The 24,532-nt window shown below is 51.2% G+C and carries 25 protein-coding genes; 14 read left to right on the top strand and 11 right to left on the bottom strand.

Features of this window, described 5'->3' with window-relative positions; translation table 11 throughout:
- Positions 1-389: 389 nt before the first annotated feature.
- Together mgtS and OGV69_RS25335 are read left to right on the top strand one after the other, a co-directional pair.
- Positions 390-485, top strand: a complete 96-nt coding sequence (gene mgtS, locus OGV69_RS13230) for a protein MgtS (RefSeq protein ID WP_003032406.1) — start codon at positions 390-392, stop codon at positions 483-485.
- Positions 485-622 (top strand): hypothetical protein, encoded by a 138-nt coding sequence (locus tag OGV69_RS25335; RefSeq protein WP_419866971.1) that lies wholly within the window; start codon positions 485-487, stop codon positions 620-622. Before mgtS ends, OGV69_RS25335 begins: the two co-directional genes overlap by 1 nt.
- Before the next feature lie 146 nt (positions 623-768).
- Here OGV69_RS25335 and OGV69_RS13225 read toward each other — a convergent pair whose 3' ends face one another.
- On the bottom strand, positions 769-1,695 hold the full coding sequence (locus OGV69_RS13225) for a diguanylate cyclase (protein WP_069325025.1): 927 nt from the start codon (positions 1,693-1,695) through the stop codon (positions 769-771).
- Positions 1,696-1,859: 164 nt separating this feature from the next.
- The gene (gene dcp / locus OGV69_RS13220) at positions 1,860-3,905 is read right to left on the bottom strand and encodes a peptidyl-dipeptidase Dcp (RefSeq protein ID WP_069325024.1); all 2,046 of its coding nucleotides are present in this window, start codon (positions 3,903-3,905) and stop codon (positions 1,860-1,862) included.
- Positions 3,906-4,042: 137 nt separating this feature from the next.
- On the opposite strand from dcp, the gene ydfG reads away from it, so the two are divergent.
- The 3 genes from ydfG to ydfZ all read left to right on the top strand — a co-directional run bounded on the left by ydfG (position 4,043) and on the right by ydfZ (position 5,956).
- The gene (gene ydfG / locus OGV69_RS13215) at positions 4,043-4,789 is read left to right on the top strand and encodes a bifunctional NADP-dependent 3-hydroxy acid dehydrogenase/3-hydroxypropionate dehydrogenase YdfG (protein ID WP_069325023.1); all 747 of its coding nucleotides are present in this window, start codon (positions 4,043-4,045) and stop codon (positions 4,787-4,789) included.
- Positions 4,790-4,875: 86 nt separating this feature from the next.
- Entirely contained in the window at positions 4,876-5,562 is a 687-nt protein-coding gene (locus OGV69_RS13210; protein WP_069325022.1) for a GntR family transcriptional regulator, read from the top strand.
- A 190-nt stretch (positions 5,563-5,752) separates the two neighbouring features.
- A complete protein-coding gene (ydfZ, locus tag OGV69_RS13205) occupies positions 5,753-5,956 on the top strand; it encodes a putative selenium delivery protein YdfZ (RefSeq protein ID WP_038640526.1) in 204 nt (67 codons plus the stop codon).
- 75 nt (positions 5,957-6,031) lie between these two features.
- Here ydfZ and OGV69_RS13200 read toward each other — a convergent pair whose 3' ends face one another.
- From OGV69_RS13200 to OGV69_RS13180, 5 genes are all read right to left on the bottom strand, one after another.
- The gene (locus OGV69_RS13200) at positions 6,032-7,498 is read right to left on the bottom strand and encodes a mannitol dehydrogenase family protein (RefSeq protein ID WP_069325021.1); all 1,467 of its coding nucleotides are present in this window, start codon (positions 7,496-7,498) and stop codon (positions 6,032-6,034) included.
- A 164-nt stretch (positions 7,499-7,662) separates the two neighbouring features.
- On the bottom strand, positions 7,663-9,042 hold the full coding sequence (locus OGV69_RS13195) for an MFS transporter (RefSeq protein ID WP_038640521.1): 1,380 nt from the start codon (positions 9,040-9,042) through the stop codon (positions 7,663-7,665).
- A gap of 53 nt (positions 9,043-9,095) precedes the next feature.
- Complete coding sequence (locus tag OGV69_RS13190) at positions 9,096-10,115, bottom strand: Zn-dependent oxidoreductase (protein ID WP_069325019.1); 1,020 nt, start codon at positions 10,113-10,115, stop codon at positions 9,096-9,098.
- 13 nt (positions 10,116-10,128) lie between these two features.
- Positions 10,129-11,343: a starvation-sensing protein RspA gene (gene rspA, locus OGV69_RS13185; RefSeq protein ID WP_069325018.1), complete on the bottom strand. Its 1,215-nt coding sequence runs from the start codon at positions 11,341-11,343 to the stop codon at positions 10,129-10,131.
- Positions 11,344-11,450: 107 nt separating this feature from the next.
- Complete coding sequence (locus OGV69_RS13180) at positions 11,451-11,777, bottom strand: YnfA family protein (protein ID WP_038640517.1); 327 nt, start codon at positions 11,775-11,777, stop codon at positions 11,451-11,453.
- Between the two features lie 152 nt (positions 11,778-11,929).
- Here OGV69_RS13180 and OGV69_RS13175 point away from each other — a divergent pair, with 152 nt between their 5' ends.
- Together OGV69_RS13175 and speG are read left to right on the top strand one after the other, a co-directional pair.
- Positions 11,930-12,271, top strand: coding sequence for a DUF1283 family protein (locus OGV69_RS13175; RefSeq protein ID WP_038640515.1), 342 nt, complete (start codon positions 11,930-11,932; stop codon positions 12,269-12,271).
- A 37-nt stretch (positions 12,272-12,308) separates the two neighbouring features.
- Positions 12,309-12,869 carry a spermidine N1-acetyltransferase gene (gene speG, locus OGV69_RS13170; protein WP_038640513.1) on the top strand — a complete coding sequence of 187 codons (561 nt, stop codon included), beginning with the start codon at positions 12,309-12,311 and terminating at the stop codon, positions 12,867-12,869.
- A gap of 6 nt (positions 12,870-12,875) precedes the next feature.
- Here speG and OGV69_RS13165 read toward each other — a convergent pair whose 3' ends face one another.
- Entirely contained in the window at positions 12,876-13,586 is a 711-nt protein-coding gene (locus tag OGV69_RS13165; protein ID WP_038643159.1) for a YnfC family lipoprotein, read from the bottom strand.
- 103 nt (positions 13,587-13,689) lie between these two features.
- Here OGV69_RS13165 and OGV69_RS13160 point away from each other — a divergent pair, with 103 nt between their 5' ends.
- The 6 genes from OGV69_RS13160 to clcB all read left to right on the top strand — a co-directional run bounded on the left by OGV69_RS13160 (position 13,690) and on the right by clcB (position 20,138).
- Entirely contained in the window at positions 13,690-13,998 is a 309-nt protein-coding gene (locus tag OGV69_RS13160) for a DUF1161 domain-containing protein (RefSeq protein ID WP_114140354.1), read from the top strand.
- Between the two features lie 153 nt (positions 13,999-14,151).
- Positions 14,152-16,590 (top strand): selenate/tellurate reductase subunit YnfE, encoded by a 2,439-nt coding sequence (gene ynfE, locus OGV69_RS13155; RefSeq protein WP_204563486.1) that lies wholly within the window; start codon positions 14,152-14,154, stop codon positions 16,588-16,590.
- A gap of 10 nt (positions 16,591-16,600) precedes the next feature.
- Complete coding sequence (locus tag OGV69_RS13150) at positions 16,601-17,218, top strand: DMSO/selenate family reductase complex B subunit (RefSeq protein ID WP_069324164.1); 618 nt, start codon at positions 16,601-16,603, stop codon at positions 17,216-17,218.
- 1 nt (position 17,219) lies between these two features.
- Positions 17,220-18,074, top strand: a complete 855-nt coding sequence (locus OGV69_RS13145) for a dimethyl sulfoxide reductase anchor subunit family protein (RefSeq protein ID WP_069324165.1) — start codon at positions 17,220-17,222, stop codon at positions 18,072-18,074.
- Positions 18,075-18,116: 42 nt separating this feature from the next.
- Positions 18,117-18,731, top strand: coding sequence for a Tat proofreading chaperone DmsD (dmsD, locus tag OGV69_RS13140; RefSeq protein ID WP_069324166.1), 615 nt, complete (start codon positions 18,117-18,119; stop codon positions 18,729-18,731).
- Positions 18,732-18,848: 117 nt separating this feature from the next.
- Positions 18,849-20,138, top strand: a complete 1,290-nt coding sequence (gene clcB / locus OGV69_RS13135) for a voltage-gated ClC-type chloride channel ClcB (RefSeq protein WP_069324167.1) — start codon at positions 18,849-18,851, stop codon at positions 20,136-20,138.
- Here the strand turns inward: clcB and bioD are convergent.
- The 3 genes from bioD to ynfL all read right to left on the bottom strand — a co-directional run bounded on the left by bioD (position 20,094) and on the right by ynfL (position 23,162).
- Positions 20,094-20,789 (bottom strand): dethiobiotin synthase, encoded by a 696-nt coding sequence (gene bioD, locus OGV69_RS13130; RefSeq protein WP_038640499.1) that lies wholly within the window; start codon positions 20,787-20,789, stop codon positions 20,094-20,096. The two genes, clcB and bioD, sit on opposite strands and share 45 nt — an antisense overlap.
- 125 nt (positions 20,790-20,914) lie before the next feature.
- Entirely contained in the window at positions 20,915-22,135 is a 1,221-nt protein-coding gene (gene mlc, locus OGV69_RS13125; protein ID WP_069324168.1) for a sugar metabolism global transcriptional regulator Mlc, read from the bottom strand.
- Positions 22,136-22,253: 118 nt separating this feature from the next.
- Positions 22,254-23,162 (bottom strand): multidrug efflux transcriptional activator YnfL/SxtR(Kp), encoded by a 909-nt coding sequence (gene ynfL / locus OGV69_RS13120; RefSeq protein WP_069324169.1) that lies wholly within the window; start codon positions 23,160-23,162, stop codon positions 22,254-22,256.
- A gap of 107 nt (positions 23,163-23,269) precedes the next feature.
- On the opposite strand from ynfL, the gene ynfM reads away from it, so the two are divergent.
- Positions 23,270-24,520 (top strand): multidrug efflux MFS transporter YnfM/SxtP(Kp), encoded by a 1,251-nt coding sequence (gene ynfM, locus OGV69_RS13115; protein ID WP_038640493.1) that lies wholly within the window; start codon positions 23,270-23,272, stop codon positions 24,518-24,520.
- Positions 24,521-24,532 lie beyond the last annotated feature (12 nt).

The raw sequence follows: 24,532 nt of genomic DNA, 5'->3' as shown, positions 1-24,532 counted from the left end.
TGATGCCAGATATTAAAATACCTTATAAAATCAAAGCATTAGAGTGGTACGGTTCAGTGACTGGATGAAAATATTTCGCCAATAAGGCGGATCGCCAGGAAAATTGAACCACCATGAGACAGCGTTGCATTATAACCGTGCAACAATTTGCATGGGGGTCGTATAACAATGACTTTGGCACTCAGCATAAAATGGTGGTTAATTTGCCGAGGATAAGCGCGCCTTGTCACTATTATTTATTTTCCCCGACAAAATCGCGTCAATTTTTTACATTTCAGACGAAATAATCATACAGTTCAGCCTTTGTTTAAGTTGCAATTGCTACTATAGTCATAAGCGAGGTGAACTTAAGGTAAGAGAGGAAACTCACAGATAAAGGAGCATTTACTATGCTGGGTAATATGAATATTTTTATGGCTGTTCTGGGAATTATTTTATTTTCCGGTTTTCTGGCCGCGTATTTTAGCCACAGATGGGATGATTGATGAACGACGATAGTCCTGCACCGAACCGGCCCCTTGTAGCGTCACTGCACAAGGGGCCATTTTTTTACCTGAATCGCCTTTCCTGCACCTTTTCCCTGGCCAGCAATAAAAAAAACCGCCGGATAAACCAGCGGTAAATGCTTGCATGGATAGATTTGTGTTTTGCTTTATACGCTATCTGGCAATTCCCTGCGAAGATAACGGATATCTGGCTAACCTATCATCGGCAACCCCAATGAAAGCTAAACGAAACGTAACTAACGCAAAACAGCTTAGGTGAATCTCACGCGCTGAGGTGGAACGAAAGCCCATCACTGGCGTTAACCAGGGTGATCTGCTCGCGTTCATCCATAAACATACAGCGATTTCTGCCGCTCTGTTTTCCCTGGTACATCGCTCTGTCAGCCCGTCCAAGAGCGGTATCTAATTTTTCATCCCGCTGAGCTCTGGTGATACCGGCCGTTACGGTGATAGCGATCTCTCCATCTGCGTAAGGGATTTTTTGCTGGCCAACAAGCTGACACAATCGCAACCCAGCCTGGCGGGCCTGCTCATCAGTTTTCGTTCGGATGATGATAATGAACTCTTCGCCACCGTAGCGGTAAGCCTGTTCATCATATCGCGTCCATGCCAGAAAATTTGCTGCCAGAGCGCGTAATACTACGTCCCCCACAAGATGACCATACGTATCATTAACGTGTTTAAAACGGTCGATATCCAGCAGCAATATATAAAGGTTAAGCGGTTCGGCATCGATTAACTGTTGGTCAAAAGACTCATCGAGCATTCTTCTGCCCGGTAAGCCTGTTAATATGTCGATATTGCTCCGGATACTCAGCAAATATATTTTATAGTCCATTACAGCAGACGTAAATGCCAGTAACGCGTCCTCGAATTTGGTGAAATGCCATGGATAACTCCGTTCCTCCAGTATTGCCGATAGCAAATCCTTGCCTGATAAATGCATTTTTTCATGAACAGTATTTATCTTATTCACATAGCTACAATCATCTTCATTGCGCAGCGATTGATTATTAAGCCACTGTCCAAATTGGCAAACAAAATGCGCGTTGTCACCCATGATATCTGGTTTCGTAGCATTCGAGGATACTGCGCACCGGAACATATTCACCAGCCATTTATAGTGGGCATCAATTGACTTGTTCAACTCGATCAAAATTGCATCTATTTCCATCGTATTTCTCATCATCACGATCTTCCTCCCTGTTCGAACGTTTCTGATGCAATCATCTTAACGATAAAAAAGAAAATTTATGTAATTTTTTATTTGAGAATAAATCTTATCAGGTGCAATAATGAACAGTAAGATAAAACCGGGCATCACGCCCGGCTCAATTTTTTTCTGACAGTGCCTTACACGCTCAAACCACGATGTTCCAGCATCGGCTCCATACGGGGATCGCGCCCGCTCCACTGGCGATAAAGTTCAGCTAAATCAGTACTGTTCCCGCGGGACAAAATCGCTTCGCGGAATTTCTGCCCGTTTTCGCGGGTTAATCCACCCTGCTCTACAAACCACTGATAGCCGTCATCAGCCAGCATTTGCGTCCACAAATAGGCGTAATAACCCGCGGCATAGCCGCCGCCGAAGATATGGGCAAAATAACTGCTGCGATAACGTGGCGGCACGGCCTGAAGATCCAGATCTTCTGCCGCCAGCGCCTGCTGCTCGAATTGATCAACTGAATAAGATGACGCCTTCGTCTCCAGACTGTGCCAACGCATGTCCAACAATGCGGCACTGAGCAGTTCGGTCATATCGTAGCCTTTATTAAACAAGCTGGCCCGCTGCATTTTATCCCGCAACGCCTGCGGCATTGGCTCCCCGGTTTCGACATGACGGGCAAATCGGGCAAAAACCTGCGGATGGCTCGCCCAGTGTTCGTTAATCTGCGAAGGAAACTCGACAAAATCACGCGGAGTGTTAGTGCCTGAAAGCGTGGCATAACGCTGAGTGGCAAACAGACCGTGTAAGGTGTGGCCAAACTCATGAAATAACGTAATGACATCATCCCACAGCAGTAACGCCGGCTTACCCGTTACGGGTTTTTGATAATTACAGACATTGTAAATAACGGGTCGGGTTTCGTTAAGCGCCGATTGCTCAACAAAATTGCCCATCCATGCCCCGCCGCTTTTTGATTCACGGGCGAAGAAATCACCATAAAACAACGCCAGTCCTACGCCATCATGGTCGAAAATTTCCCATACCCGAACATCCGGGTGATAAACCGGAATGTCGAATCGCTCAACGAATTTGATACCAAAGAGCTGATTGGCCGTCCAGAAAACGCCTTCGTTCAACACCGTATCCAGAGCAAAGTAAGGTTTAAGCTGTGACTCATCAAGGGCATATTTCTCGCGGCGGACCTGCTCAGCATAAAATGCCCAGTCCCAGGCCCTGACGCTAAACTGCCCCTGCTCTTGATCGATGACTTTCTGGATTTCAGCCTGTTCATCCAACGCACGCTGGCGCGCGGCCGGAACGATCGCCCGCATAAACGAAAGTGCCGCCTCAGGCGTTTTAGCCATCTGGTCGGCGATTTTCCAGGCCGCATAATTGGCAAAACCGAGTAATTTTGCCTGTTGCATGCGGATGTCGACCAGACGCTGAATAATAGCCCGGGTATCGTTATCGTCATCGTGTTCGGCCCGCGTCCACGCCTGGGTAAACAGGTCTTCACGGATTTGGCGATCGCGTAACACGGCAAGCGCCGGTTGTTGAGTGGTATTCAATAACGGAATAACCCAACGTGATTCAAGCCCCTTTTCTTTTGCAGCCTCAGCGGCAACGGCAATTTCTTCGGCGCTAAGTCCGTCAAGCCGCCGGACATCATCCACCACCAAAGCACCGGACTTGTTCGCCGCCAGCAGACGCTGATTAAACTGACTGGTCAGCGTGGCTGACTCGGTGTTGAGCGCTTTGAGGCGTGCTTTGTCGGCCTCATTGAGGCGAGCGCCAGCCAAGACAAAACGCTGGTGGACGACCTCCACCAGACGCACTGATTCGCTATCCAAACCTAAGGTATGACGTCGTTGCCAGACTGCATCGACGCGGGCGAAAAGCGCGCCATCAAGATAGATATCATTGGCAAGTCCCGCCAGCTCTGCTGAGAACGCTTCGTCAAGGCGTTGTAGTTCATCGTTAGTGTGCGCCGCCGTCATCGCAAAGAAAACGCTGGTTACGCGCGTGAGCAGCGCGCCGCTTTGTTCAAGCGCCAGCAACGTGTTAGCAAAATCCGGGTCCTGTGGGTTTTGTACAATTGCCGCGATCTCTTCGCGTTTTTGCCGCACGCCCTCATCAAACGCCGGACGATAATGCTGCACGTCAATCTGATCAAACTTCGGTGCCTGATACGGCAATGTACTGTGGTGTAAAAAAGGATTCGTTAACGACATCTTTCACTCCTGAAAACGATTTGTTTACCAGAGTAGACTTCCCGGGAATCGACCGCAATCCTGTTAACCAGGAATAGCTCTGACCGGAAATGACGTGCTATGGTAGTACTACATAAAAAGCGTTGAGGAACAGTGAGATGATCGTTTTAGTAACCGGAGCAACCGCAGGTTTTGGTGAGTGCATTACGCGTCGTTTTATTGAGAATGGGCATAAAGTTATTGCCACCGGACGCCGCCAGGAGCGCCTGCAGGAACTCAAAGATGAGCTGGGTGACCACCTCTATACCGCGCAACTGGACGTACGTAATCGCGCATCGATTGAAGAGATGCTGGCGTCCTTACCTGCTGAATGGCGCGATATTGATGTTCTGGTCAACAACGCAGGTCTGGCGCTGGGCCTCGAACCTGCCCACAAGGCCAGCATTGAAGACTGGGAAAACATGATCGATACCAACAACAAAGGCCTGGTTTATATGACCCGTGCCGTGCTGCCTGGTATGGTTGAGCGCAATCGCGGACATATTATCAATATCGGCTCTACTGCGGGTAGCTGGCCATACGCCGGCGGTAACGTTTATGGCGCGACCAAAGCGTTTGTCCGTCAGTTTAGCCTCAACTTACGTACTGACTTACACGGGACAGCGATTCGTGTTACCGACATTGAGCCGGGTCTGGTTGGCGGAACGGAATTCTCTAACGTGCGTTTCAAAGGCGATGATGCCAAGGCTGAAAAAACTTACGAAAATACCACCGCGCTGACCCCACAAGATGTTACAGAAGCGGTATGGTGGGTGGCTTCGTTACCCGCTCATGTCAACATTAACACCCTTGAAATGATGCCTGTCACACAGTCTTTTGCCGGGCTGAGTATCCATCGGAGCTAATTTCTCTGCCCGGCCTTGCGCCGGGTATAGATAGCCTGAAATAAGTGATAAAATATCTGGGTTAACTCTCTAAAAAGTAAGAATGAATGACCGTAGAAACGCAGCTCAACCCTACACAGCCTGTAAATCAGCAGATTTACCGTATTCTTCGTCGTGATATCGTGCACTGTCTGATTGCGCCGGGTACGCCGCTGTCGGAGAAAGAAGTTTCTGTACGCTTTAATGTGTCACGCCAGCCGGTACGAGAGGCATTCATCAAACTGGCAGAGAACGGTCTGATTCAGATCCGTCCGCAGCGTGGCAGCTACGTGAACAAAATTTCGCTGTCGCAGGTGCAAAACGGCTGTTTTGTTCGCCAGGCGATTGAATGTGCCGTGGTCCGCCGCGCCGCCACCCTGATCACCGATAAACAGTGCTATCAGCTCGAACAGAATCTGCATCAGCAGCGTATCGCGATTGACCGAAAACAAATTAATGATTTCTTCCAGCTTGACGATGAGTTTCATCAGAAACTGGCTTTAATCGCCGAATGCCAGCTCGCCTGGGACACCGTCGAGAATATAAAGGCCACCATTGACCGCGTTCGCTATATGAGCCTGGATCACATTTCCCCTCCTGAAATGCTGCTGCGCCAGCATCACGATATCTTTGCCGCACTTGAAAAACATGATGGTGGCGGCGTCGAGCGTGCAATGATGTTGCACCTTCAGGAAATCGGTGAGTCTGTTCAGCTTATTCGCCAGGAAAATAGCGACTGGTTCAGCGAAGATTAATACTACGCTCACCTCTCTGCGGGGTGAGTTGTTCTGCGTTTTCCCCTCTCATGCACATCTGCCTAAAAAAAGCTGTGACTTTGATCGAAAACAAAAAAAATCATTAACGAGAAGCGTATTTATATTGCGCCCGTTACGTGGGACTAAAAGCCCACGGGCTTTGACGGTGAGTTGGAAAGGAGAAAACACCATGAAAACATACGATCGTAACCGTAACGCAATCACCACTGGCAGTCGCGTCATGATTAGCAACACCGGACTCACAGGCCGCATTACAGCGATAGATACCGATGGCCTGACCGCTGAGCAAATTCGCCGTGGCAAAACAGTGGCAATCGAAGGCTGTGAAGGCAAATATGCCCCACTCGAGTTGATTCGTTTGGGCATGAACTAATTGGTGTGAATGCCAGAAAACACTGCGCCATCTGGCCCGTTTAAAGCCAGATGGCGACATAAATGATGCCCTTCGTTACTTCAGTTTTGCTGCATACTTCGCAACCGTTGCCTTTGCCCCTTCAGCCAGTAAAGCAAGATAGGCTTCTGTGACCTGGTTTTTGAACAGTTCTACCTGCGGTAATTCGCGACCAAAAATGGCATCAATCGCCAGTAACGCCTGAACGCGCGCTTCCCCCTCATGACTACTGCGGACCGCAGTCTGGATCACTGGCAACAGCGGATCGCTGATTTCAATCGCCTGACCGTGTTCATCCACACCGCCGACATAGCGCATCCAGGCGGCTACGCCCAGTGCCAGCAGCGCAAAATGGCTGCCATGCGCAATGTGCCAACGAATTGAATCGAGCATACGATGCGGCAGTTTTTGGCTGCCGTCCATCGCAATCTGCCAGGTACGGTGACGCAGTGCCGGGTTGCTGTAGCGCTCAATGAGCAGATCGGCATAGTGTTGCAGATCCACCCCTTTCACTTTCAGCGTCGGTGCCTGTTCCTGCAACATCAACGCTCGCGCGGCAAGACGATAATTTTCATCCTCCATGCAGTCGTTGATATGCTGATAACCCGCCAGATAACCAAGATAGGCAAGGAAAGAGTGACTGCCGTTGAGCATACGCAGTTTCATCTCTTCAAACGGAATCACATCCGATACCAGCTCCGCCCCGGCCTTTTCCCATGCCGGACGACCAGCGACAAAGTTATCTTCAATTACCCACTGACGGAACGGTTCACAGGCTACGCCTGCCGGGTCGCGTACCCCGGTGATGTGTTCAATTTTGTCCAGCGTATCCGGAGTAACCGCAGGAACAATGCGGTCAACCATTGTAGAGGGGAACGTCACATGCTGTTCGATCCACGTAGCCAGTTCAGCATCTACCGCCCGGGCATACGCGGTGACGACATTGCGCATAACGTGGCCGTTTTCAGGCATGTTGTCGCAGGACATCACGGTAAATGCGGCTAATCCCGCAGCTTTGCGACGCGCCAGGGCTTCAACCACCACGCCTGGCGCAGTTTTTGGTTGTTTTGGATTTTGCAGATCGGCGGCAATCATGGGGTTGTCTAACATCAGTTGACCCGTCGCCGGAGAGTGGCAATATCCTTTCTCGGTGATGGTGAGAGAAACGATCGCCACCTGCGGTTCACACATCGCAGCCAGTACGCTTTCCAGACCATCTACCTGCGCATGCAGCGCGTTTTTCACCACACCAACGACTCTGGCAGTCCACGCATCCGCAGACATCTCCGCAACGGTATACAAATTATCTTGCTGTTTCAGATCGGCAATCTGCTGCTCACCGCCAATCAGATTCACTTCGCAATAGCCCCAGTCACTGCCGTGTTCTGCAGCCAGGATGTCAGCATAAACACCCTGATGTGCGCGATGAAACGCGCCAAATCCCAGATGAACAATACGCGGGATCAGAGTAGTACGATCGTAGTCAGGAAGCGCAGCCTTTGCCGCTAACAGCTTGTTTTGCATGGTATGACCTACTTATCAATGAAATCAGGATTGTCTCAGAGTAACGCCTGCAGGGTTGTATGTTTTGATTTGCATTAAGCTTTTTATGATTGGTATGACATCATTTAAAGCTGTGTAATAGCATGAACGGAGCATGACCGCCCCGCCCATGCTACAGCCAGGTCTTAGCTTGCCTGGGTCGCCGAGCAACGAACTTTATCCGTCTGACTCACTTCAGCGGCATCCTCAAGCACGCTCAGATCGCGGTCTTTGACCTCCGGCATCAACAACGCGGATACCAGACCGATCAGTGAGTAGGCAATAACCATCGCCAGAATTGGCCACCAGGAATTGGTCATGTTGCAGAAAATACCGGCCAGAACCGGCCCAAAACCAACGGCTACCAATCCGCCCGCCTCTTTTGAGATCGCCATTCGCGTAAACCGATTGCGGGCACCAAATATTTCAGCCATGGTGATATTTTCGAGAGCAAATAATCCCAACACAGCAAAGTTATGAATAACAATCAATGCTGACATGATAACGCCAGGGCTATACGTTTTATCCACTACAATAGACAACATCGGGTAAGCCAAAATAATGGCTGAGATATTGAGGATAATATATGGCAATCGACGACCAAATTTATCAGACAACCAACCGAGCAGCGGTATGGTAATAAATCCCAGTACCGAGCTAATCATTAATGCATCAGTGGGGATTGATTTATCAAACAACAAAGTCTGAACTAAATAACCGGCGAGGAATGTCTGGATTAATCCTGAGTTACCCGCCTGTCCAAAACGTAAACCGGTTGCCAGCCAGAAGGATTTACTGGTAAACATCGCACCCAGCGTATTTTCCGACGAATTGTTTAATGCAGGCGCATTTTCCTCATTATTCACTTTCTCAAATACCGGACTTTCTTTGAGATTCATACGTAACCAGATGGCAAAGATCATCACCACAACACTGGCCAGGAACGGAATGCGCCATCCCCAGGCTAGTAATTCTTCACGGTCAAGAGCAAAGAACATCACCGCCCAGATGGCCGTTGCGCTAAGGGTCCCACAGTTGGTACCCATGGCGACAAGTGAGGAAATAATCCCACGTTTTCCTTTCGGCGCATACTCGGCAAGCATAGTACCCGCCCCGGAGATCTCAGCCCCCGCGCCAAGTCCTTGTACAATACGCAGCGTCACCAGCAGTATGGGCGCAAAGATACCAATTTGCGCATACGTTGGCAGCACGCCGATTAATGTTGTACAAATCCCCATCATTGTAATCGTGATAAACAACACCTTTTTACGCCCGATGCGGTCCCCCATCTTGCCAAATATAAATGCCCCGACGATACGAGCAATATATCCTGCGCCGTAGGTTCCCATTGCTAAAATGAGGGCCATCGCCGCAGATTGTTCCGGGAAAAATATCTCATGGAATACCAGTGCGGCACCCAAAGAATATAACTGAAAATCCATAAATTCGAGCGCAGTACCTAACCATCCGGATACGGCGGCTCTGACCAGATCTGTGGTGGATCTTTCGTGTTTTTCTTGATTCATATTGGCTATCTCTTAGAGGTAAGATGCGTACCACTTACTCGCAGTTATTTATATTATTCAGTGAATGTGAGTAAAACTTTGCAGCAGTGCTGCTGATCTTTCTCAAACAATTCAATTGCGTCTGTAACGTGGTGATAGTCAAAAGTATGGGTAATAAGTTGATTAGGGTTAATAAGTCCGTTAACCAACCAATCAATAACAACCGGGAATTTATTGGCATTTAATCTTGAGGAATAAATTGAAAGTTCTTTCCCGGTAATACCCTGCTGAACAATCTGACAAGGTTCGCTGGAGAAGCCCATCAGAACAATTCGCGCGGCTGGCGATGCCAGCGTAATAGCCTCCTGTAAAATGGATGGATGACAGGCCGCATCTACGATGATCGTCGGCTTAAGCTCTTTTTCCGCCAGGAAATCGTGCAAAGATTGCTGACCGTTATTTATTACCCAGTCAGCACCGCACCGTTTCGCCATGCTCAGGCGTTCTTCGATTCTGTCGGTAATCACCACCGTTTTTACCTTATAGACACGTTTAAGCGCCTGTACGGTGGTTAGCCCCATAGGCCCTGCGCCATAAATCAGCGCAATATCATTTTCTGTGGGTTTAATTTGCCCGGTTACGTTCGCGGCGATGGTAAAAGGCTCGACCATGACGGCATGTTCATCTGGTACGGCATCGGGGATCGACCAGGCATTTTTTGCCGGCACTACGGCGTACTCGCTAAAACCACCATCGCGATGAACGCCCAGCACCACCAGCGATGTGCAAACGTTGGGTTTACCTATCGAACAGGGATAGCAATGCCCGCAACTGATAACGGGATCAACGGACACTCGCTCACCTATTCGCGAACGATCGACACCTTCACCTACCGTATCGATCACGCCAAAAAATTCGTGGCCGATAACACGAGGATATTGCGCAAATGGATTATGCCCGCGGTAAATATGGCTATCGGAACCACAAATTCCCGCCAGTTTTACCTTCACCCTGACCTCTCCCGCTGCTGGCTCTGGAACGGGCCGTTCGGCAATGACCAGCGTATTTGGTTTTTCAATCACAACACTTTTCATAGCAAATCACTCCTTACCAGTTCCACAACGTACCATCTTCCAGGCGAGCGACAGGCAGATATGCCGGGTCATACGGATATTTCGCGGCCAGTTTTTCGTCAAACTCGATACCAAGGCCTGGCTTATCGCCCGGGTGCATGTAGCCGTTATCAAAAGTCCAGCTATGCGGGAACACTTCCAGCATTTGCTCGGAATACCCCATATATTCCTGAACGCCGAAGTTCGGCACCCACAGATCAAAATGCAGTGCTGCGGCCATGCATACGGGTGACAGATCGGAAGGTCCATGTGACCCCGTGCGTACCTGATACAACGAGGCAAAATCGGCAATACGGCGCATACCGGTAATACCGCCCGCATGGGTAATGGTGGTGCGGATATAGTCGATCAACTGTTCTTCGATCAGTTGTTTGCAATCCCAGATGCTATTGAAGACTTCCCCTACTGCAATCGGCGTGACCGTATGCTGGCGGATCAGGCGGAAACACTCCTGGTTTTCGGCTGGTGTGGGATCTTCCATCCAGAACAGACGATATTGTTCAATGCTTTTGCCAAACCGGGCAGCTTCAATCGGCGTCAGGCGATGGTGCATGTCATGTAGCAGATGTTCGTTAAAACCAAATTTATCGCGAACGGCGGCAAACAGTTTCGGCGTGAAATCGAGGTATTTCTCTGTAGACCACAGCTGCTCTTCCGGCCACTGCCCTTTGGTCGCGGGTTCGTAGGCCAAACCTTTACCTTTAGACATACCGTAAGTGGTTTTCATGCCCGGTACGCCGCACTGTACGCGAATCGCTTTAAAGCCCATCTCTTTATGTCGCGCGTAATCCTCCAGCACATCATCTACGGTATGGCCTGTGGTGTGGCAGTAAACCATGACCCCTTCACGCGATGCGCCGCCGAGCAACTGATACAACGGCATGTTCGCCGCTTTCGCTTTGATATCCCACAATGCCATATCCACTGCGGAAATCGCCGACATAGTGACCGGCCCCCGACGCCAGTACGCGCCTTTATAGAAAAACTGCCAGATGTCTTCGATTCGATGCGCGTCGCGTCCGATAAGTTGCGGACAGACATGATCTTTCAGATAGGACGCCACGGATAACTCGCGGCCATTTAAGGTGGCATCTCCCAGCCCGGTGATCCCGTCTTCTGTCGTTATTTTTAACGTAACAAAATTACGCCCCGGGCAGGTGACAAAAACTTCAGCCCCGACAATCTTCATTTTTTATTCCTTACATCTGTTCTTGTGATGCAGGAAATTTACTCAACTGAGCTACTACCATACAAGTATAAAGATCGAAAAAGCCCTCGTTGATCACAAAAAAGGCGCTATGCGCGCCCCCATCCAGCCACGATAATCAGCATCCCGCACAAGGCCACCAGCGCACCAGACCAGTCATACAGGCTGAGTTTTACGCCATCGACAAAGCGCAGCCATAGCAGCGCAGTGACAACATAAACGCCGCCATAGGCCGCGTAAACTCGCCCACTCGCGGCCGGATGCAGCGTCAACAGCCAGACGAATAATGCCAGAGACACTCCGGCGGGTACCAACAACCACGCCGTCGCGCCTCGTTTAAGCCACAGCCAGGGTAAAAAACAGCCGATGATTTCGCATAAAGCAGTGACGAAAAAAAGAAAGGTAGTCTTCAGCATTGACGTTATTCAGTTACCTTCGGTTTAACCATGATACGACAGAATATCGCCAACGTATCCATATCCGCTCAGTGGGTATGCCCTGAAGCAGGAATAGTGTAGAATTTAACCCTGTTTTATCGTTTTTCCCTTTCTCATAAAAGGAATTCGCCATGAATATTACACTGACCAAACGTCTGTGTCTGACGGCTATGCTGACGCTTGCGGCGGCTGTGTACACCTCTTCAGCATTTGCTGAAACCAGTAAACTGGTCATTGAATCCGGGGACAGTGCGCAAAGCCGTCAACAGGCCGCCATGGAAAAGGAACAATGGAACGATACGCGCCAGTTACGTCAGAAAGTGAACAAGCGTACTGAGAAAGAGTGGGACAAAGCCGATGCGGCCTTTGATAGCCGTGATAAGTGCGAACAGAGCGCCAATATTAACGCCTACTGGGAACCTAACACCCTGCGCTGCCTCGACCGTCGTACTGGCCGTACCGTTGCACCATAATGACTATGCACCTTAAAGGATATTGCAAGGATACAATATGACTAGCGCCCTCAGTGTTAAGCTGCGCCCGCTGGAGCGTGAAGATTTACGTTTTGTCCACCAGCTTGATAACAACGCCAGCGTTATGCGTTACTGGTTCGAAGAGCCTTACGAAGCGTTTGTTGAGCTGTCAGACCTGTACGACAAGCATATTCACGACCAAAGCGAACGTCGCTTCGTGGTGGAATGCGAAGGTGAAAAAGCCGGGCTGGTGGAGCTGGTAGAGATTAACCACGTCCACCGCCGGGCTGAATTCCAGATTATTATTTCGCCTGAATATCAGGGTAAAGGTCTGGCTTCGCGGGCGGCAAAGCTGGCGATGGATTATGGTTTTACCGTCCTCAACTTATATAAGCTGTATCTGATCGTCGATAAAGAGAACGAAAAAGCCATCCACATCTACCGTAAACTCGGCTTTATGGTGGAAGGTGAACTGATTCATGAATTCTTTATCAACGGCCAGTACCGCAACACCATCCGTATGTGTATTTTCCAGCAGCAGTATTTGGCGGAACACAAAACGTCAGGTCCTAACCTGCTACAACCTACCGCTCAGTAAAGGCGACTAGTAGTAATCGATGGTGTTTTCAATCGAATAATGATGTTCAACTGCTGGCTTCACGCTTTCGTCGACGATAACCAGCTGGCAGTTGACCGGGTTGGCGTAGTTATCGTACTTACACGTTTGCCTGACATTACCCAATGGATGATTGTTCAGCATACTCACCGCCGTGTAATCCAGCTTCTTCAGCGGATCAACCGACGGTTTGGCATCAACCTGTAAAGTATTGTCTTTACTGACAGTAGTTTTACCCAGCGGGTAGCCTTCCGCGTCATAGCGGTACTGGACTTTCATCTCTTTTCCTGTGGCGGAAACGACAAAGCCGTTATCGTCGGTATCCCACACCACACCGGCAGCAGGCAGTTCCGCTAGCTGGCATTTACCCTGCAAGCGGATCTTTTTTTCCAGCGTTTCGGCATCGCGATAGTAGTTGGCATCCAGAACCAGCGCCATGCCGGTATTGTTTTCGATATCGTGCAGTTCAAGCGTATCGAAACACCCTTCCTGCGAGAGCGTACCGACAACGCGCTTGGAAACTTCACCTTTATCATTTAGAAGCGTCTGACTGAAATCTTTCACTGGTCCACGCAGCGGATCGAAATCAAATTCATTGGAAAAACTGGCCATTTCCGGCGTAAAAGAAACCAGCCCTTTGGCGTTATCACACCCGACCAGTACGGCGCACAGGAAAACTAACAGGGTCTGTTTCTTCACATTTTTCACCTGGATAAGAAGATAATTCTCAATCATATTAGCAAATACAGTTATTTACACCAGAAATGCTACTCTTAGTTCATGTCGATCATAAAAGGAGCTGATGATGAAATACATAACAGGAATTGCCGCAATCTTACTGGTAGCTGCCTCCCCGCAAGTTCTGGCGGCGCCAGCGTCCTGCGAACGCGTTAAGAGCGATATTGAACAGCGCATCATAAATAATGGCGTAGCGGAATCCAGCTTTACGCTGAGTATCGTCCCCAACGATCAGGCCGATCAACCTGATTCACTGGTAGTGGGGCATTGTGCAAACGATACGCATAAGATTCTCTATACCCGGACCAACAGTGGCAACGCCCCCGCCAATAGCACGCCAGCTCAGGACGGCCATGCTGCCGAACCACAATAAAATAAATAGTGCCCTCCGCTCGCGGAGGGTCGCTCCCCTTTGATATGCATTAAGGTGACATGCCTATAAGTGGGTAAACTCACTCCATTATTAGCATGCTATTAATTTCGTTATAGAAATTAATATATAGCGATAACTATAAAGGAGGGAGTTATGTCTGAAACTGAGCAATATGGAGGCATCAGCCGCAGGACGTTAGTGAAATCCTCGGCTATTGGTTCGCTGGCGCTTGCCGCAGGCGGACTCTCATTACCTTTCGGAATGCGCTCCGCAGCGGCTGCGGTACAACAAGCGTTACAACCAGCAGAAGAAAAAGTCGTTTGGGGGGCTTGTTCCGTGAACTGCGGAAGCCGTTGCGCCCTGCAACTTCATGTCAAAGATGATGAGGTCGTATGGGTAGAATCCGATACGACCGGGGATGATATTTATGGTCAGCACCAGGTTCGCGCCTGTTTGCGTGGTCGTTCTATCCGTCGCCGAATTAATCATCCGGATCGCCTCAACTATCCAATGAAACGCGTGGGTAAGCGCGGTGAAGGTAAATTTGAGCGCATAACCTGGCAGGAAGCCCTGGATACTATCAGCGCCAGTTTGAAAAATACCGTACAGAAATACGGTAATGAAGCCGTGTATATCAACTACACCTCTGGCATTGTCGGCGGCAACATTACACGTTCCTCCCCTTATGCCTCACTGGTCGCTCGCCTGATGAACTGCTATGGCGGATTCCTGAGCCATTACGGTACCTATAGCACCGCGCAAATCGCGGCGGCAATGCCTTATACCTATGGCTCAAACGAAGGCAACAGTACCTCAGACATCGAAAACACGAAACTGGTGGTGATGTTCGGCAATAACCCTGCCGAAACGCGCATGAGCGGCGGCGGCATAACTTACTTTCTGGAGCAAGCCCGGGAGCGCTCAAACGCCCGGATGATCGTCATTGACCCCCGCTATACCGATACTGCAGCGGGTCGAGAGGATGAGTGGATCCCTATTCGTCCGGGCACCGACGCTGCACTCGTAGCGGGAATCGCCTGGGTCATGATTAACGAAGATCTTGTCGATCAGGCGTTTCTCGACAAATATTGCGTCGGTTATGACGAGAAAACCCTGCCCGCCGATGCTCCCGTTAACGGGCATTACAAAGCTTATATTCTTGGCAACGGTGATGACGGTATCGCCAAAACGCCACAATGGGCCTCGCACATCACCGGGATCCCAGCCGAGCGCATAATCAAACTGGCAAGGGAAATCGGCAGCACTAAACCGGCGTATATTTGCCAGGGTTGGGGTCCTCAACGTCAGGCTAACGGTGAACTAACCTCACGCGCGATCGCCATGTTGCCTATTCTGACCGGCAACGTCGGCATCAACGGCGGCAATAGCGGCGCACGAGAATCAACCTACACCATCACGATTGAGCGCATGCCACTGCCTGAAAATCCCATCAAGACTCAGATATCCTGCTTTAGCTGGACCGACGCCATCGTCCGGGGCCCGGAAATGACCGCTACCCGCGATGGCGTTCGTGGGAAAGATAAGCTCGACGTGCCGATAAAATTTATCTGGAACTATGCGGGCAACACCATCACCAACCAGCACTCAGATATCAATAAAACGCATGAGATCCTTCAGGACGAGACGAAATGCGAAATGATAGTGGTCATCGAAAACTTCATGACATCTTCGGCCAAATATGCCGATATTCTGCTGCCTGATTTAATGACCGTCGAACAGGAGGATATTATCCCCAACGACTACGCGGGCAACATGGGGTACCTCATTTTTATTCAACCCGCGACGTCGCCTAAGTTCGAGCGTAAACCGATCTACTGGATAATGAGCGAAGTAGCGAAACGTCTTGGCGACGATATCTACCAACGTTTTACTGAAGGCCGTACCCAGGAACAATGGCTCCAGTATCTGTATGCAAAAATGCTGGCTAAAGACCCCGCGCTCCCTTCTTATGACGAGCTGAAGAAAATGGGGATCTATAAACGCAAAGATCCCAACGGACACTTTGTCGCCTACAAAAAATTCCGCGACGATCCGCAGGCCAACCCGCTCAAAACCCCCTCTGGCAAGATTGAAATCTACTCTAGCCGACTGGCGAAAATTGCCAACTCCTGGGAGTTGCAAAAGGATGAGGTGATAAGCCCACTTCCCATTTACGCCTCAACGTTTGAAGGATGGGACGATCCAAAACGCAGTTCATTCCCGCTGCAGTTGTTTGGTTTCCACTACAAATCCCGCACCCACTCCAGCTACGGGAATATTGATGTTCTCCAGGCATCCTGTCGCCAGGAAATATGGCTCAACCCCGTCGATGCCCAAAAGCGGGGAATCAGAAACGGCGATATGGTGCGGGTCTTTAACGATCGTGGTGAAGTGCGTATCCCGGCCAAAGTGACGCCGCGGATCCTGCCCGGCGTAAGCGCAATGGGTCAGGGCGCATGGCACGATGCCGATATGGCTGGCGATAAAATTGATCATGGCGCCTGCGTCAATACGCTCACAACCCAGCGCCCTTCACCGCTGGCAAAAGGCAACCCACAGCACACTAACCTGGTCGAGATCGAGAAGGTTTAAGGACTAGCCCATGACAACTCAGTATGGATTTTTTATTGATTCCAGTCGTTGCACCGGGTGCAAAACCTGCGAACTGGCCTGCAAAGACTACAAAGATCTCACGCCTGAGGTGAGCTTTCGACGGATTTATGAATACGCGGGCGGTGACTGGCAGGAGGATAACGGCGTCTGGCATCAGAATGTCTTCGCCTATTACCTCTCCATTTCTTGCAATCACTGCGAAGATCCAGCCTGTACCAAGGTTTGCCCAAGTGGCGCCATGCATAAACGTGAAGATGGTTTTGTCGTGGTGAATGAAGACGTATGCATAGGCTGTCGCTACTGCCACATGGCCTGCCCATACGGCGCGCCGCAGTACAATGCAGCTAAAGGTCATATGACCAAGTGCGATGGCTGTCATGATCGCGTCGCCGACGGCAAAAAGCCTGTCTGCGTAGAGTCCTGTCCGCTACGCGCGCTGGACTTTGGTCCGCTTGATGAGCTGCGCAAAAAACATGGTGAGCTTGCGGCGGTTGCCCCGTTACCGGGCGCGCATTTTACCAGGCCGAGTATTGTGATTAAACCCAATGCCAATAGCCGCCCGACCGGGGATACCACGGGTTTTCTGGCTAATCCGAAGGAGGTGTAAAATGGGAAATGGATGGCATGAATGGCCGCTGGTCCTGTTTACGGTGCTGGGTCAATGTGTGGCCGGGGCGCTGATCGTGAGTGGGTATGGCTGGTTAACCACCAAAGACGATGTGGCAAAACAACGTATCGTGCGCAATATGTTTTTTCTGTGGCTGGTAATGGGCATCGCCTTTCTCGCCTCAATAATGCATTTAGGTTCACCGCTACGCGCGTTTAACTCGCTGAACAGAATTGGCGCATCGGCGCTCAGTAACGAAATCGCCAGCGGTTCGCTGTTTTTCGCGGTTGGTGGCCTGTGGTGGCTGGTGGCGTTTCTCGGTAAAATGCCGGCGACGTCAGGTAAAATCTGGCTGCTGCTCAGCATGTTGCTTGGTCTGGTTTTTGTTCTGGCGATGACTAACGTCTACCAGATAGACACCGTTCCGACCTGGTATAATGGCTATACTACGCTGGCGTTTTTCATGACGATGTTGCTGAGTGGCCCGCTGTTTGCCGCTCTGCTGCTACGCGCTGCGAGCGTGTCGTTTAACGCCGCCAGATTCGCCGGAATCAGCATACTTGCCCTGCTGGTGAGTGTGGCCGTTATCGTTTTGCAGGGCGTATCGCTCAGCGAAATTCACAGTTCGGTACAACACGCCAGCGCTCTGGTTCCCGACTACGCAAGCTTACAGGTCTGGCGCATCGTGATGCTGGCTGCGGGGCTGGGTTGCTGGATATGCCCGCTAATTCGTCGCAAAGAACCGGCTGTCGGCGGATTGGCGCTGGGTTTAATTTTCGTGCTTGCCGGTGAAATTATTGGCCGCGGTTTGTTTTATGGCTTACATATGACAGTCGGAATGGCTGTTGCAGGTTAATACTCGGGTGCGGGGCAACCCGCACTTTTCAGGATTGTTTGCATGACCCATTTTTCACAACGTGACAACTTCTCTACCGCGGCGCGCGTATTGGGTGCGCTGTTCTACTATGCGCCAGACAGTACAGAAGCTTCTGCGCTGGTCAGTGCGCTAAAAACCGATGGCTGGCAGGCGCAGTGGCCGCTTGAACCCACGGCCCTTTCTGCGCTGGCTGAACAACTGCAGACCGAGGCTGATGAGCCGCTCCCGCAAGCCTGGCAGCGACTGTTTGTCGGCCCTTACGCGCTACCTTCTCCGCCCTGGGGTTCCGTCTGGCTGGATCGTGAAAATGTCTTGTTTGGCGATTCCGCGCTGGCATTACGTCAGTGGATGCGGGACAACGGGATCCAGTTTGCCGTGCAGCAAAATGAACCGGAAGATCACTTTGGCGCGCTGCTGTTACTGACGGCCTGGCTTGCTGAAAATGGACGCCACACCGAGTGCGAACAGCTGTTAGCCTGGCATCTGCTACCATGGTCAACGCGTTTCCTTGACGTGTTTATCGAACATGCGAACCACCCGTTCTACCGGGCTCTGGCAGAACTGGCGCGCCTGACGCTGGCAAAGTGGCGATCGCAATTATTAATTCCAGTAGCCGATAAGCCTTTGTTTCGTTAATGTCGCCACAGGCAGGAAGTATCCTGCCTGCATAATACCGTTGCGCACGCTGAGCTTTTGCTTCTGTTGCCAAATAGCCGCAAAATAAAGCCTCTGAATTTCCCTGTCTGGCCACTCATGCACCATTTACATGCTTATCCTGACCTGCGCGCTATGTTTCGCCGCCTGCTGATCGCCGCGCTGATTGGTATCCTTGCCGCGTTGGCCGTCGCAGGCTTTCGCCATGCCATGTTCCTTCTTGAATGGTTGTTCCTGAGCAACGACACCGGGAGTCTGGTCAATGCGGCGACAAATCTTTCTCCGTTAAGACGCATGCTGACGCCCGCGCTGGGCGGCCTGGCAGCTGGCTTACTGCTCTGGGGTTGGCAAAAATTCAACCGTTTACGACCACAGGCTCCCACAGATTACATGGAAGCCCTGCAAACGGACGGTCAATTCGACGTCAGCGCCAGCCTGGTAAAGTCACTGGCATCGTTACTGGTTGTCGCCAGCGGCAGTGCTATCGGGCGTGAAGGTGCCATGATTTTGCTGGCGGCGCTGGCCGCGTCCAGCTTTGCTAAACGTTTCACACCGCGCGCCGAATGGAAATTATGGATTGCCTGTGGAGCGGCAGCAGGTATGGCCGGCGCGTATCATGCCCCGCTGGCGGGCAGTTTATTTATTGCTGAAGTCCTGTTTGGCACGATGATCCTCGCCTCGCTGGGACCGGTGGTGGTATCCGCCGTCGTCGCCTTGCTGACCACCAATGTACTGAGCGACAGCAATGCGTTGCTCTATGCCGTGCACTTCACACGGGAACTGCATGTGATGGAATACGCCATGATTGTCAGCACAGGTCTGGTTGCCGGCGTCTGCGGTCCGTTGTTTATGTGGTTGATGACCGCCAGCCATAACGGTTTTTTGCGCTTAAAACTCTCGCCACCGTGGCAACTGGCGCTTGGCGGGTTGATCGTTGGCCTGTTGTCGCTGCTCACTCCTGCCGTTTGGGGAAATGGCTACAGCGTGGTGCAGTCATATCTGCTCTCGCCACCGCTATTGACCGTGGTTAGCGGGATCTTTATCTGCAAATTACTGGCGGTGCTTGCCAGCAGTGGCTCCGGTGCGCCGGGCGGGGTGTTTACGCCAACGCTGTTTGTCGGTCTGTCTGTCGGCATGCTGCTGGGACGGACGTGGGGATTATGGCTTCCGGGTCCGGATGAAATTGCCATTCTGCTGGGATTAACGGGGATGGCCACGCTACTGGCAGCAACCACGCATGCGCCAATTATGTCTACATTGATGGTTTGTGAAATGACCGGGGAGTATCGCTTGCTCCCCGGATTACTGATCGCTTGCGTGGTGGCGTCAGTGCTGTCGAGAACGTTACGCCAGGACTCTATCTACCGACAGCACGCTGCCAAGCATTGACAGACGGATATACTGTGACAGCTCTCGCTGCTCTGCGCGAGGCAGATACGGCAGTTCGCCGATTAGCGGCGCAGGTAATTTTTTGCTCAGCACGTCAATGATTTCCGCATAATGCGCCAGCCCTGGGTTGATTCGGTTTGCGACCCAGCCAAGCAGCGGCAATCCGTCGCTGGCGATCGCCTGTGCGGTAAGAATGGCATGATTAATACAACCTTCCTGGATACCCACCACCATCAGCACCGGCATTTGTTCCTGTACCACCCATTCAGATAGCGGGCGCAGATCGTTCATCAGACTCCGCCAGCCGCCGGTACCTTCCACGACAACGTGATCGACTTTATCGCTCAGACTTGCGAGACCGTTGGAAAGCAAGGTGTAATTGACCGGACCACTATGCGCTACGCTGCTTTCGTCCTCGCTCAGCGCAATCGGGTTGACCGCCTCATACGGCAGTTCGATAGATGAAACACTTTGCAACACCAGCGCATCTTTGTTGCGCAAACCTTCAGGTGTCTCCTTACTTCCTTTGGCTACCGGTTTGTAGCCTGCGACACTTTTACCCCCTGACGCCAACGCTTGTAGTAATGCGCGGGAAACCACGGTCTTCCCAACAGAAGTGTCTGTACCTGTAATAAAGAAACGCTTCAGCATCACTAACTCCACCGTTATGCTTTGAAAATATAAGTCAGGAAAATAAAACAGTGGAGAAAGTCTAAGGTATGACGACCGGAATCAGCTTGAGATAGCGCAATTTTTCGTACAACAGTTAAAAAATGTTAACCCTGTAATAGACGTATCAACAAAGAACCGTTATACATCGCGTCCTTAACGAGCGCAGCCCCCGCCATGGTTCCCTGATTGGTAAACTGTGTACTTTCGACCACAATATGCTGACTATACGCCGGGAGCGCCTGCTGACGAATGCTGTCAGCAATGGTGGGAAACAGTATATCCGCCGCTTTGCTGAGCGGAGAACCAATCAATATCTTTTGCGGGTTGAACAAATTCACCATGATGGCAAGGATGCGTCCGACGTGGGTCCCGACGCCGCTAATGATATCTTTTGCCAATAAATCACCCTGCATCGCCGCCAGACACAGTGCGTCTACCGTTAACGGTTGTCCATGCAGTGAAGAGCTCATTGACTGCTTCAGCCGCACCTGCGCCAGTTCCAGCACGCTGTCGACGCTGGCGATGGTTTCCAGACAACCATGATTACCGCAATAGCAGCGTTTACCGTAAGGATCCACCTGCGTATGACCAATTTCCACCAGGCTACTGCTCCCGGCATGCAGTAAATGACCGTCGGTTATCACCCCTGCGCCGACGTTATGGTCAATAACGACCTGGATGACATCGCGTGCGCCACGTGATGCGCCAAAAAGCGCCTCCGCCATGGTCCAGGCGCTGATATCATGCTGAATATAGACCGGCACGCCGGTATGGTTTTCGAGCGCTTCGCCCAACGGCATCTCTTTGACATCATCGTAAAACGGCATGCGATGTACGATGCCGTTTTCGGTATCGATTATGCCAGGTAGCGTGATGGCGATGGAGGTCAAGCGTTCCAGCTTTTGCTGGTGGCGGATGAAAAACTGATCGACCTGGGTAATGATACGCTCCAGCAGAGGTGTTTCACTGACCAGCGCCATTTCCAGGCAATCCTCAACCACCAGCTTGCTGCTCAGATCGCGCAGCGCCAGAAAAATCTCGCCGCGACTGATGCGAATGGATAAATAATGCCAGGCTTCGGTTTCGACAACCAGCCCCACGGCCGGACGCCCACGACTCCCTGCTTCCTTGATTTCCAGCTCTTGTACCAGGTGGGCTTCAAGCATTTCGCGGACAATTTTGGTAATACTGGCAGGCGCCAATTGTGCCAGGCGAGAGAGATCAATACGCGATACCGGTCCCAGCTGATCAATCAGGCGATAGACCGCGCCCGCATTGGTCTGCTTAATTTGATCGATATGCCCAGGCTGACTATCAGCAACCACCACTTACTCCCTTTATTTTCGCGCTCCGAAATAATCTGCGGGCTATGGTGAAGCACTTCAATGGCTTCCGTCAACTTTTTACTTAGCCTTGTGATTTACTGCACATTTTCACCCATATTTAAACTAAATTAATTGCCTGGACCGCCGCCAGCAGTTGTTCACGAAAACGTTGCGCGGCATGACTTTGCTCATGATGCTTAGGCCAGACTAACCACATTTCGGAGACGGCATCTTCCTCTGCTATCGGGATCCAACACATTTCATACAGTTGCACCCGTTTAAAGGAAGCGGGCAGGATCGAAACGCCCAACCCCGCGGCCACTAACCCAATGATGGTCATCGCCTCGCCTACCTCCTGAGTAATCGTCGGTTTGAGATCATAGCGACGCATCAGACCCAGAATATCGTCATACAACCCCGTTCCCACATGCGGGTCAAAAAAGACAAATGGCTCATTAGCCAGCTCAGCCAGCGTCACTACGGGCTTTTGCGCCAACGGATGCGCTCGTGGGATCATCGCCATCAGCGGTTCATGCAGAATAACCTCTCGCGCCAGCGTTTCCGGGAGTTGCGTGTTGCGCATAAGCCCCAGATCCAGAGTGCCTTCGTTAAGTGGGGCAATTTGCTCGCGCGTATTCATTTCGCGGGTTTGCATATGCACCACAGGATAGCGCTGGCGAAACAGGGAGAGCGTATCTGACACCGCTTTGATAAACGGCGCTGATGACGTAAAGCCGATACGCAATTCCCCTGCTTCTCCGAGATGCAAACGCTCTGCTCGGGCGGCGGCTTCATTAACCAGGCTAAGGATCTGTCGGCTGTCCGCTAGAAACTGTTTTCCGGCGGCAGTGAGGGCCACGCTACGGTTAGTTCGCGCCAATAACCGGGCACCAATCTGTTGTTCCAGGATTTGGATCTGCTGGCTTAACGGTGGTTGCGAAATATTCAGCCGCGCTGCCGCCCGGCCAAAATGCAACTCTTCCGCAACCGCCACGAAGTAGCGTAAATGACGAAGTTCGATATTCATATTTTTAAAATATTATTTGAGATTATTAATATATTAGACAGAATATTGGGATTTTCATACTCTTAAGGCTGGTCCTGTAGTAGCAAAATATTAAGCAAGGATTCCAGGTGAGTCGTACAACAACGGTCGATACCGCGCCGGCAAGCGATATTGACGAGAGCGTTACCCTGCCGGATGGTTTTATCAAACGCGGTACATCCCCTTTTATGCGCGTTACGCTGGCGCTGTTTTCTGCCGGGCTGGCGACATTTGCCCTGCTCTATTGCGTGCAGCCCATACTGCCGGTGCTCTCGCACGAGTTTGGGGTTTCCCCTGCCAGCAGCAGTATTTCGCTTTCCATCTCTACGGCAATGCTGGCCATCGGTTTACTGTTTACTGGCCCACTTTCCGATGCGATAGGTCGTAAGCCGGTAATGGTTACGGCACTGCTACTCGCCTCCTGCTGTACGCTGCTTTCAACAATGATGACCAGCTGGCACGGGATTTTAATCATGCGCGCGCTGATCGGTCTGTCGCTGAGCGGCGTGGCGGCGGTGGGGATGACCTATCTGAGTGAGGAAATTCATCCCAGCTTTGTGGCTTTCTCAATGGGCTTGTATATCAGTGGCAACTCAATTGGCGGTATGAGTGGTCGCTTGATCAGCGGCGTATTCACCGACTTTTTCAACTGGCGTATCGCGCTGGCGGCAATCGGCTGTTTTGCCCTCGCCTCCGCGCTGATGTTCTGGAAAATTTTGCCAGAGTCCCGTCATTTCAGGCCCACGTCGCTGCGACCTAAATCATTGTTCATCAATTTCCGTTTGCACTGGCGCGACAGAGGGTTACCGCTACTGTTTGCGGAAGGTTTTTTGCTGATGGGGTCGTTTGTCACACTGTTTAATTACATCGGCTATCGCCTGATGCTTTCTCCGTGGGAACTCAGTCAGGCTGTTGTCGGCCTGTTATCCGTGGCATATTTGACCGGGACCTGGAGTTCGCCGAAAGCAGGCTCCATGACTACCCGCTATGGCCGCGGCCCGGTGATGATCGTTTCAACCGGCGTGATGCTTTTTGGGCTATTGATGACCCTGTTTACCTCACTATGGCTGATCTTCGCCGGGATGCTGCTCTTTTCTGCCGGGTTCTTTGCCGCGCACTCTGTGGCAAGTAGTTGGATTGGACCACGAGCAAAACGCGCTAAAGGCCAGGCCTCTTCCCTGTATCTGTTCAGCTATTACCTGGGCTCCAGTATTGCCGGTACGCTGGGCGGTGTGTTCTGGCATAGCTACGGCTGGAACGGCGTGGGCGGATTTATCGCCCTGATGCTGGTGCTGGCGTTGCTGGTCGGTGCGCGTTTGCACCATCGTCTGCACGTTTAATCAAGGATGCCC

This window comes from Citrobacter sp. Cc139 (assembly GCF_030334645.1).
Lineage (GTDB): Bacteria > Pseudomonadota > Gammaproteobacteria > Enterobacterales > Enterobacteriaceae > Citrobacter > Citrobacter werkmanii.
Note: the sequence above shows the minus strand (reverse complement) of the source record. Positions and strands in the feature narration are given on the sequence as shown.

Bases quoted from the DNA above. Each gene is read 5' to 3' on its own strand.
- speG (WP_038640513.1), top strand. From the start codon at position 12,309: ATGACTAGCGCCCTCAGTGTTAAGCTGCGCCCGCTGGAGCGTGAAGAT.
- mgtS (WP_003032406.1), top strand. From the start codon at position 390: ATGCTGGGTAATATGAATATTTTTATGGCTGTTCTGGGAATTATTTTA.
- dmsD (WP_069324166.1), top strand. From the start codon at position 18,117: ATGACCCATTTTTCACAACGTGACAACTTCTCTACCGCGGCGCGCGTA.
- clcB (WP_069324167.1), top strand. From the start codon at position 18,849: ATGCACCATTTACATGCTTATCCTGACCTGCGCGCTATGTTTCGCCGC.
- OGV69_RS13150 (WP_069324164.1), top strand. From the start codon at position 16,601: ATGACAACTCAGTATGGATTTTTTATTGATTCCAGTCGTTGCACCGGG.
- OGV69_RS13160 (WP_114140354.1), top strand. From the start codon at position 13,690: ATGATGAAATACATAACAGGAATTGCCGCAATCTTACTGGTAGCTGCC.
- ynfE (WP_204563486.1), top strand. From the start codon at position 14,152: ATGTCTGAAACTGAGCAATATGGAGGCATCAGCCGCAGGACGTTAGTG.
- bioD (WP_038640499.1), bottom strand. From the start codon at position 20,789: ATGCTGAAGCGTTTCTTTATTACAGGTACAGACACTTCTGTTGGGAAG.
- OGV69_RS13225 (WP_069325025.1), bottom strand. From the start codon at position 1,695: ATGATGAGAAATACGATGGAAATAGATGCAATTTTGATCGAGTTGAAC.
- dcp (WP_069325024.1), bottom strand. From the start codon at position 3,905: ATGTCGTTAACGAATCCTTTTTTACACCACAGTACATTGCCGTATCAG.
- OGV69_RS13210 (WP_069325022.1), top strand. From the start codon at position 4,876: ATGACCGTAGAAACGCAGCTCAACCCTACACAGCCTGTAAATCAGCAG.
- OGV69_RS13175 (WP_038640515.1), top strand. From the start codon at position 11,930: ATGAATATTACACTGACCAAACGTCTGTGTCTGACGGCTATGCTGACG.
- ydfG (WP_069325023.1), top strand. From the start codon at position 4,043: ATGATCGTTTTAGTAACCGGAGCAACCGCAGGTTTTGGTGAGTGCATT.
- OGV69_RS13190 (WP_069325019.1), bottom strand. From the start codon at position 10,115: ATGAAAAGTGTTGTGATTGAAAAACCAAATACGCTGGTCATTGCCGAA.
- OGV69_RS13145 (WP_069324165.1), top strand. From the start codon at position 17,220: ATGGGAAATGGATGGCATGAATGGCCGCTGGTCCTGTTTACGGTGCTG.
- OGV69_RS13180 (WP_038640517.1), bottom strand. From the start codon at position 11,777: ATGCTGAAGACTACCTTTCTTTTTTTCGTCACTGCTTTATGCGAAATC.
- OGV69_RS13200 (WP_069325021.1), bottom strand. From the start codon at position 7,498: ATGCAAAACAAGCTGTTAGCGGCAAAGGCTGCGCTTCCTGACTACGAT.
- ydfZ (WP_038640526.1), top strand. From the start codon at position 5,753: ATGAAAACATACGATCGTAACCGTAACGCAATCACCACTGGCAGTCGC.
- ynfL (WP_069324169.1), bottom strand. From the start codon at position 23,162: ATGAATATCGAACTTCGTCATTTACGCTACTTCGTGGCGGTTGCGGAA.
- OGV69_RS13195 (WP_038640521.1), bottom strand. From the start codon at position 9,042: ATGAATCAAGAAAAACACGAAAGATCCACCACAGATCTGGTCAGAGCC.
- rspA (WP_069325018.1), bottom strand. From the start codon at position 11,343: ATGAAGATTGTCGGGGCTGAAGTTTTTGTCACCTGCCCGGGGCGTAAT.
- OGV69_RS25335 (WP_419866971.1), top strand. From the start codon at position 485: ATGAACGACGATAGTCCTGCACCGAACCGGCCCCTTGTAGCGTCACTG.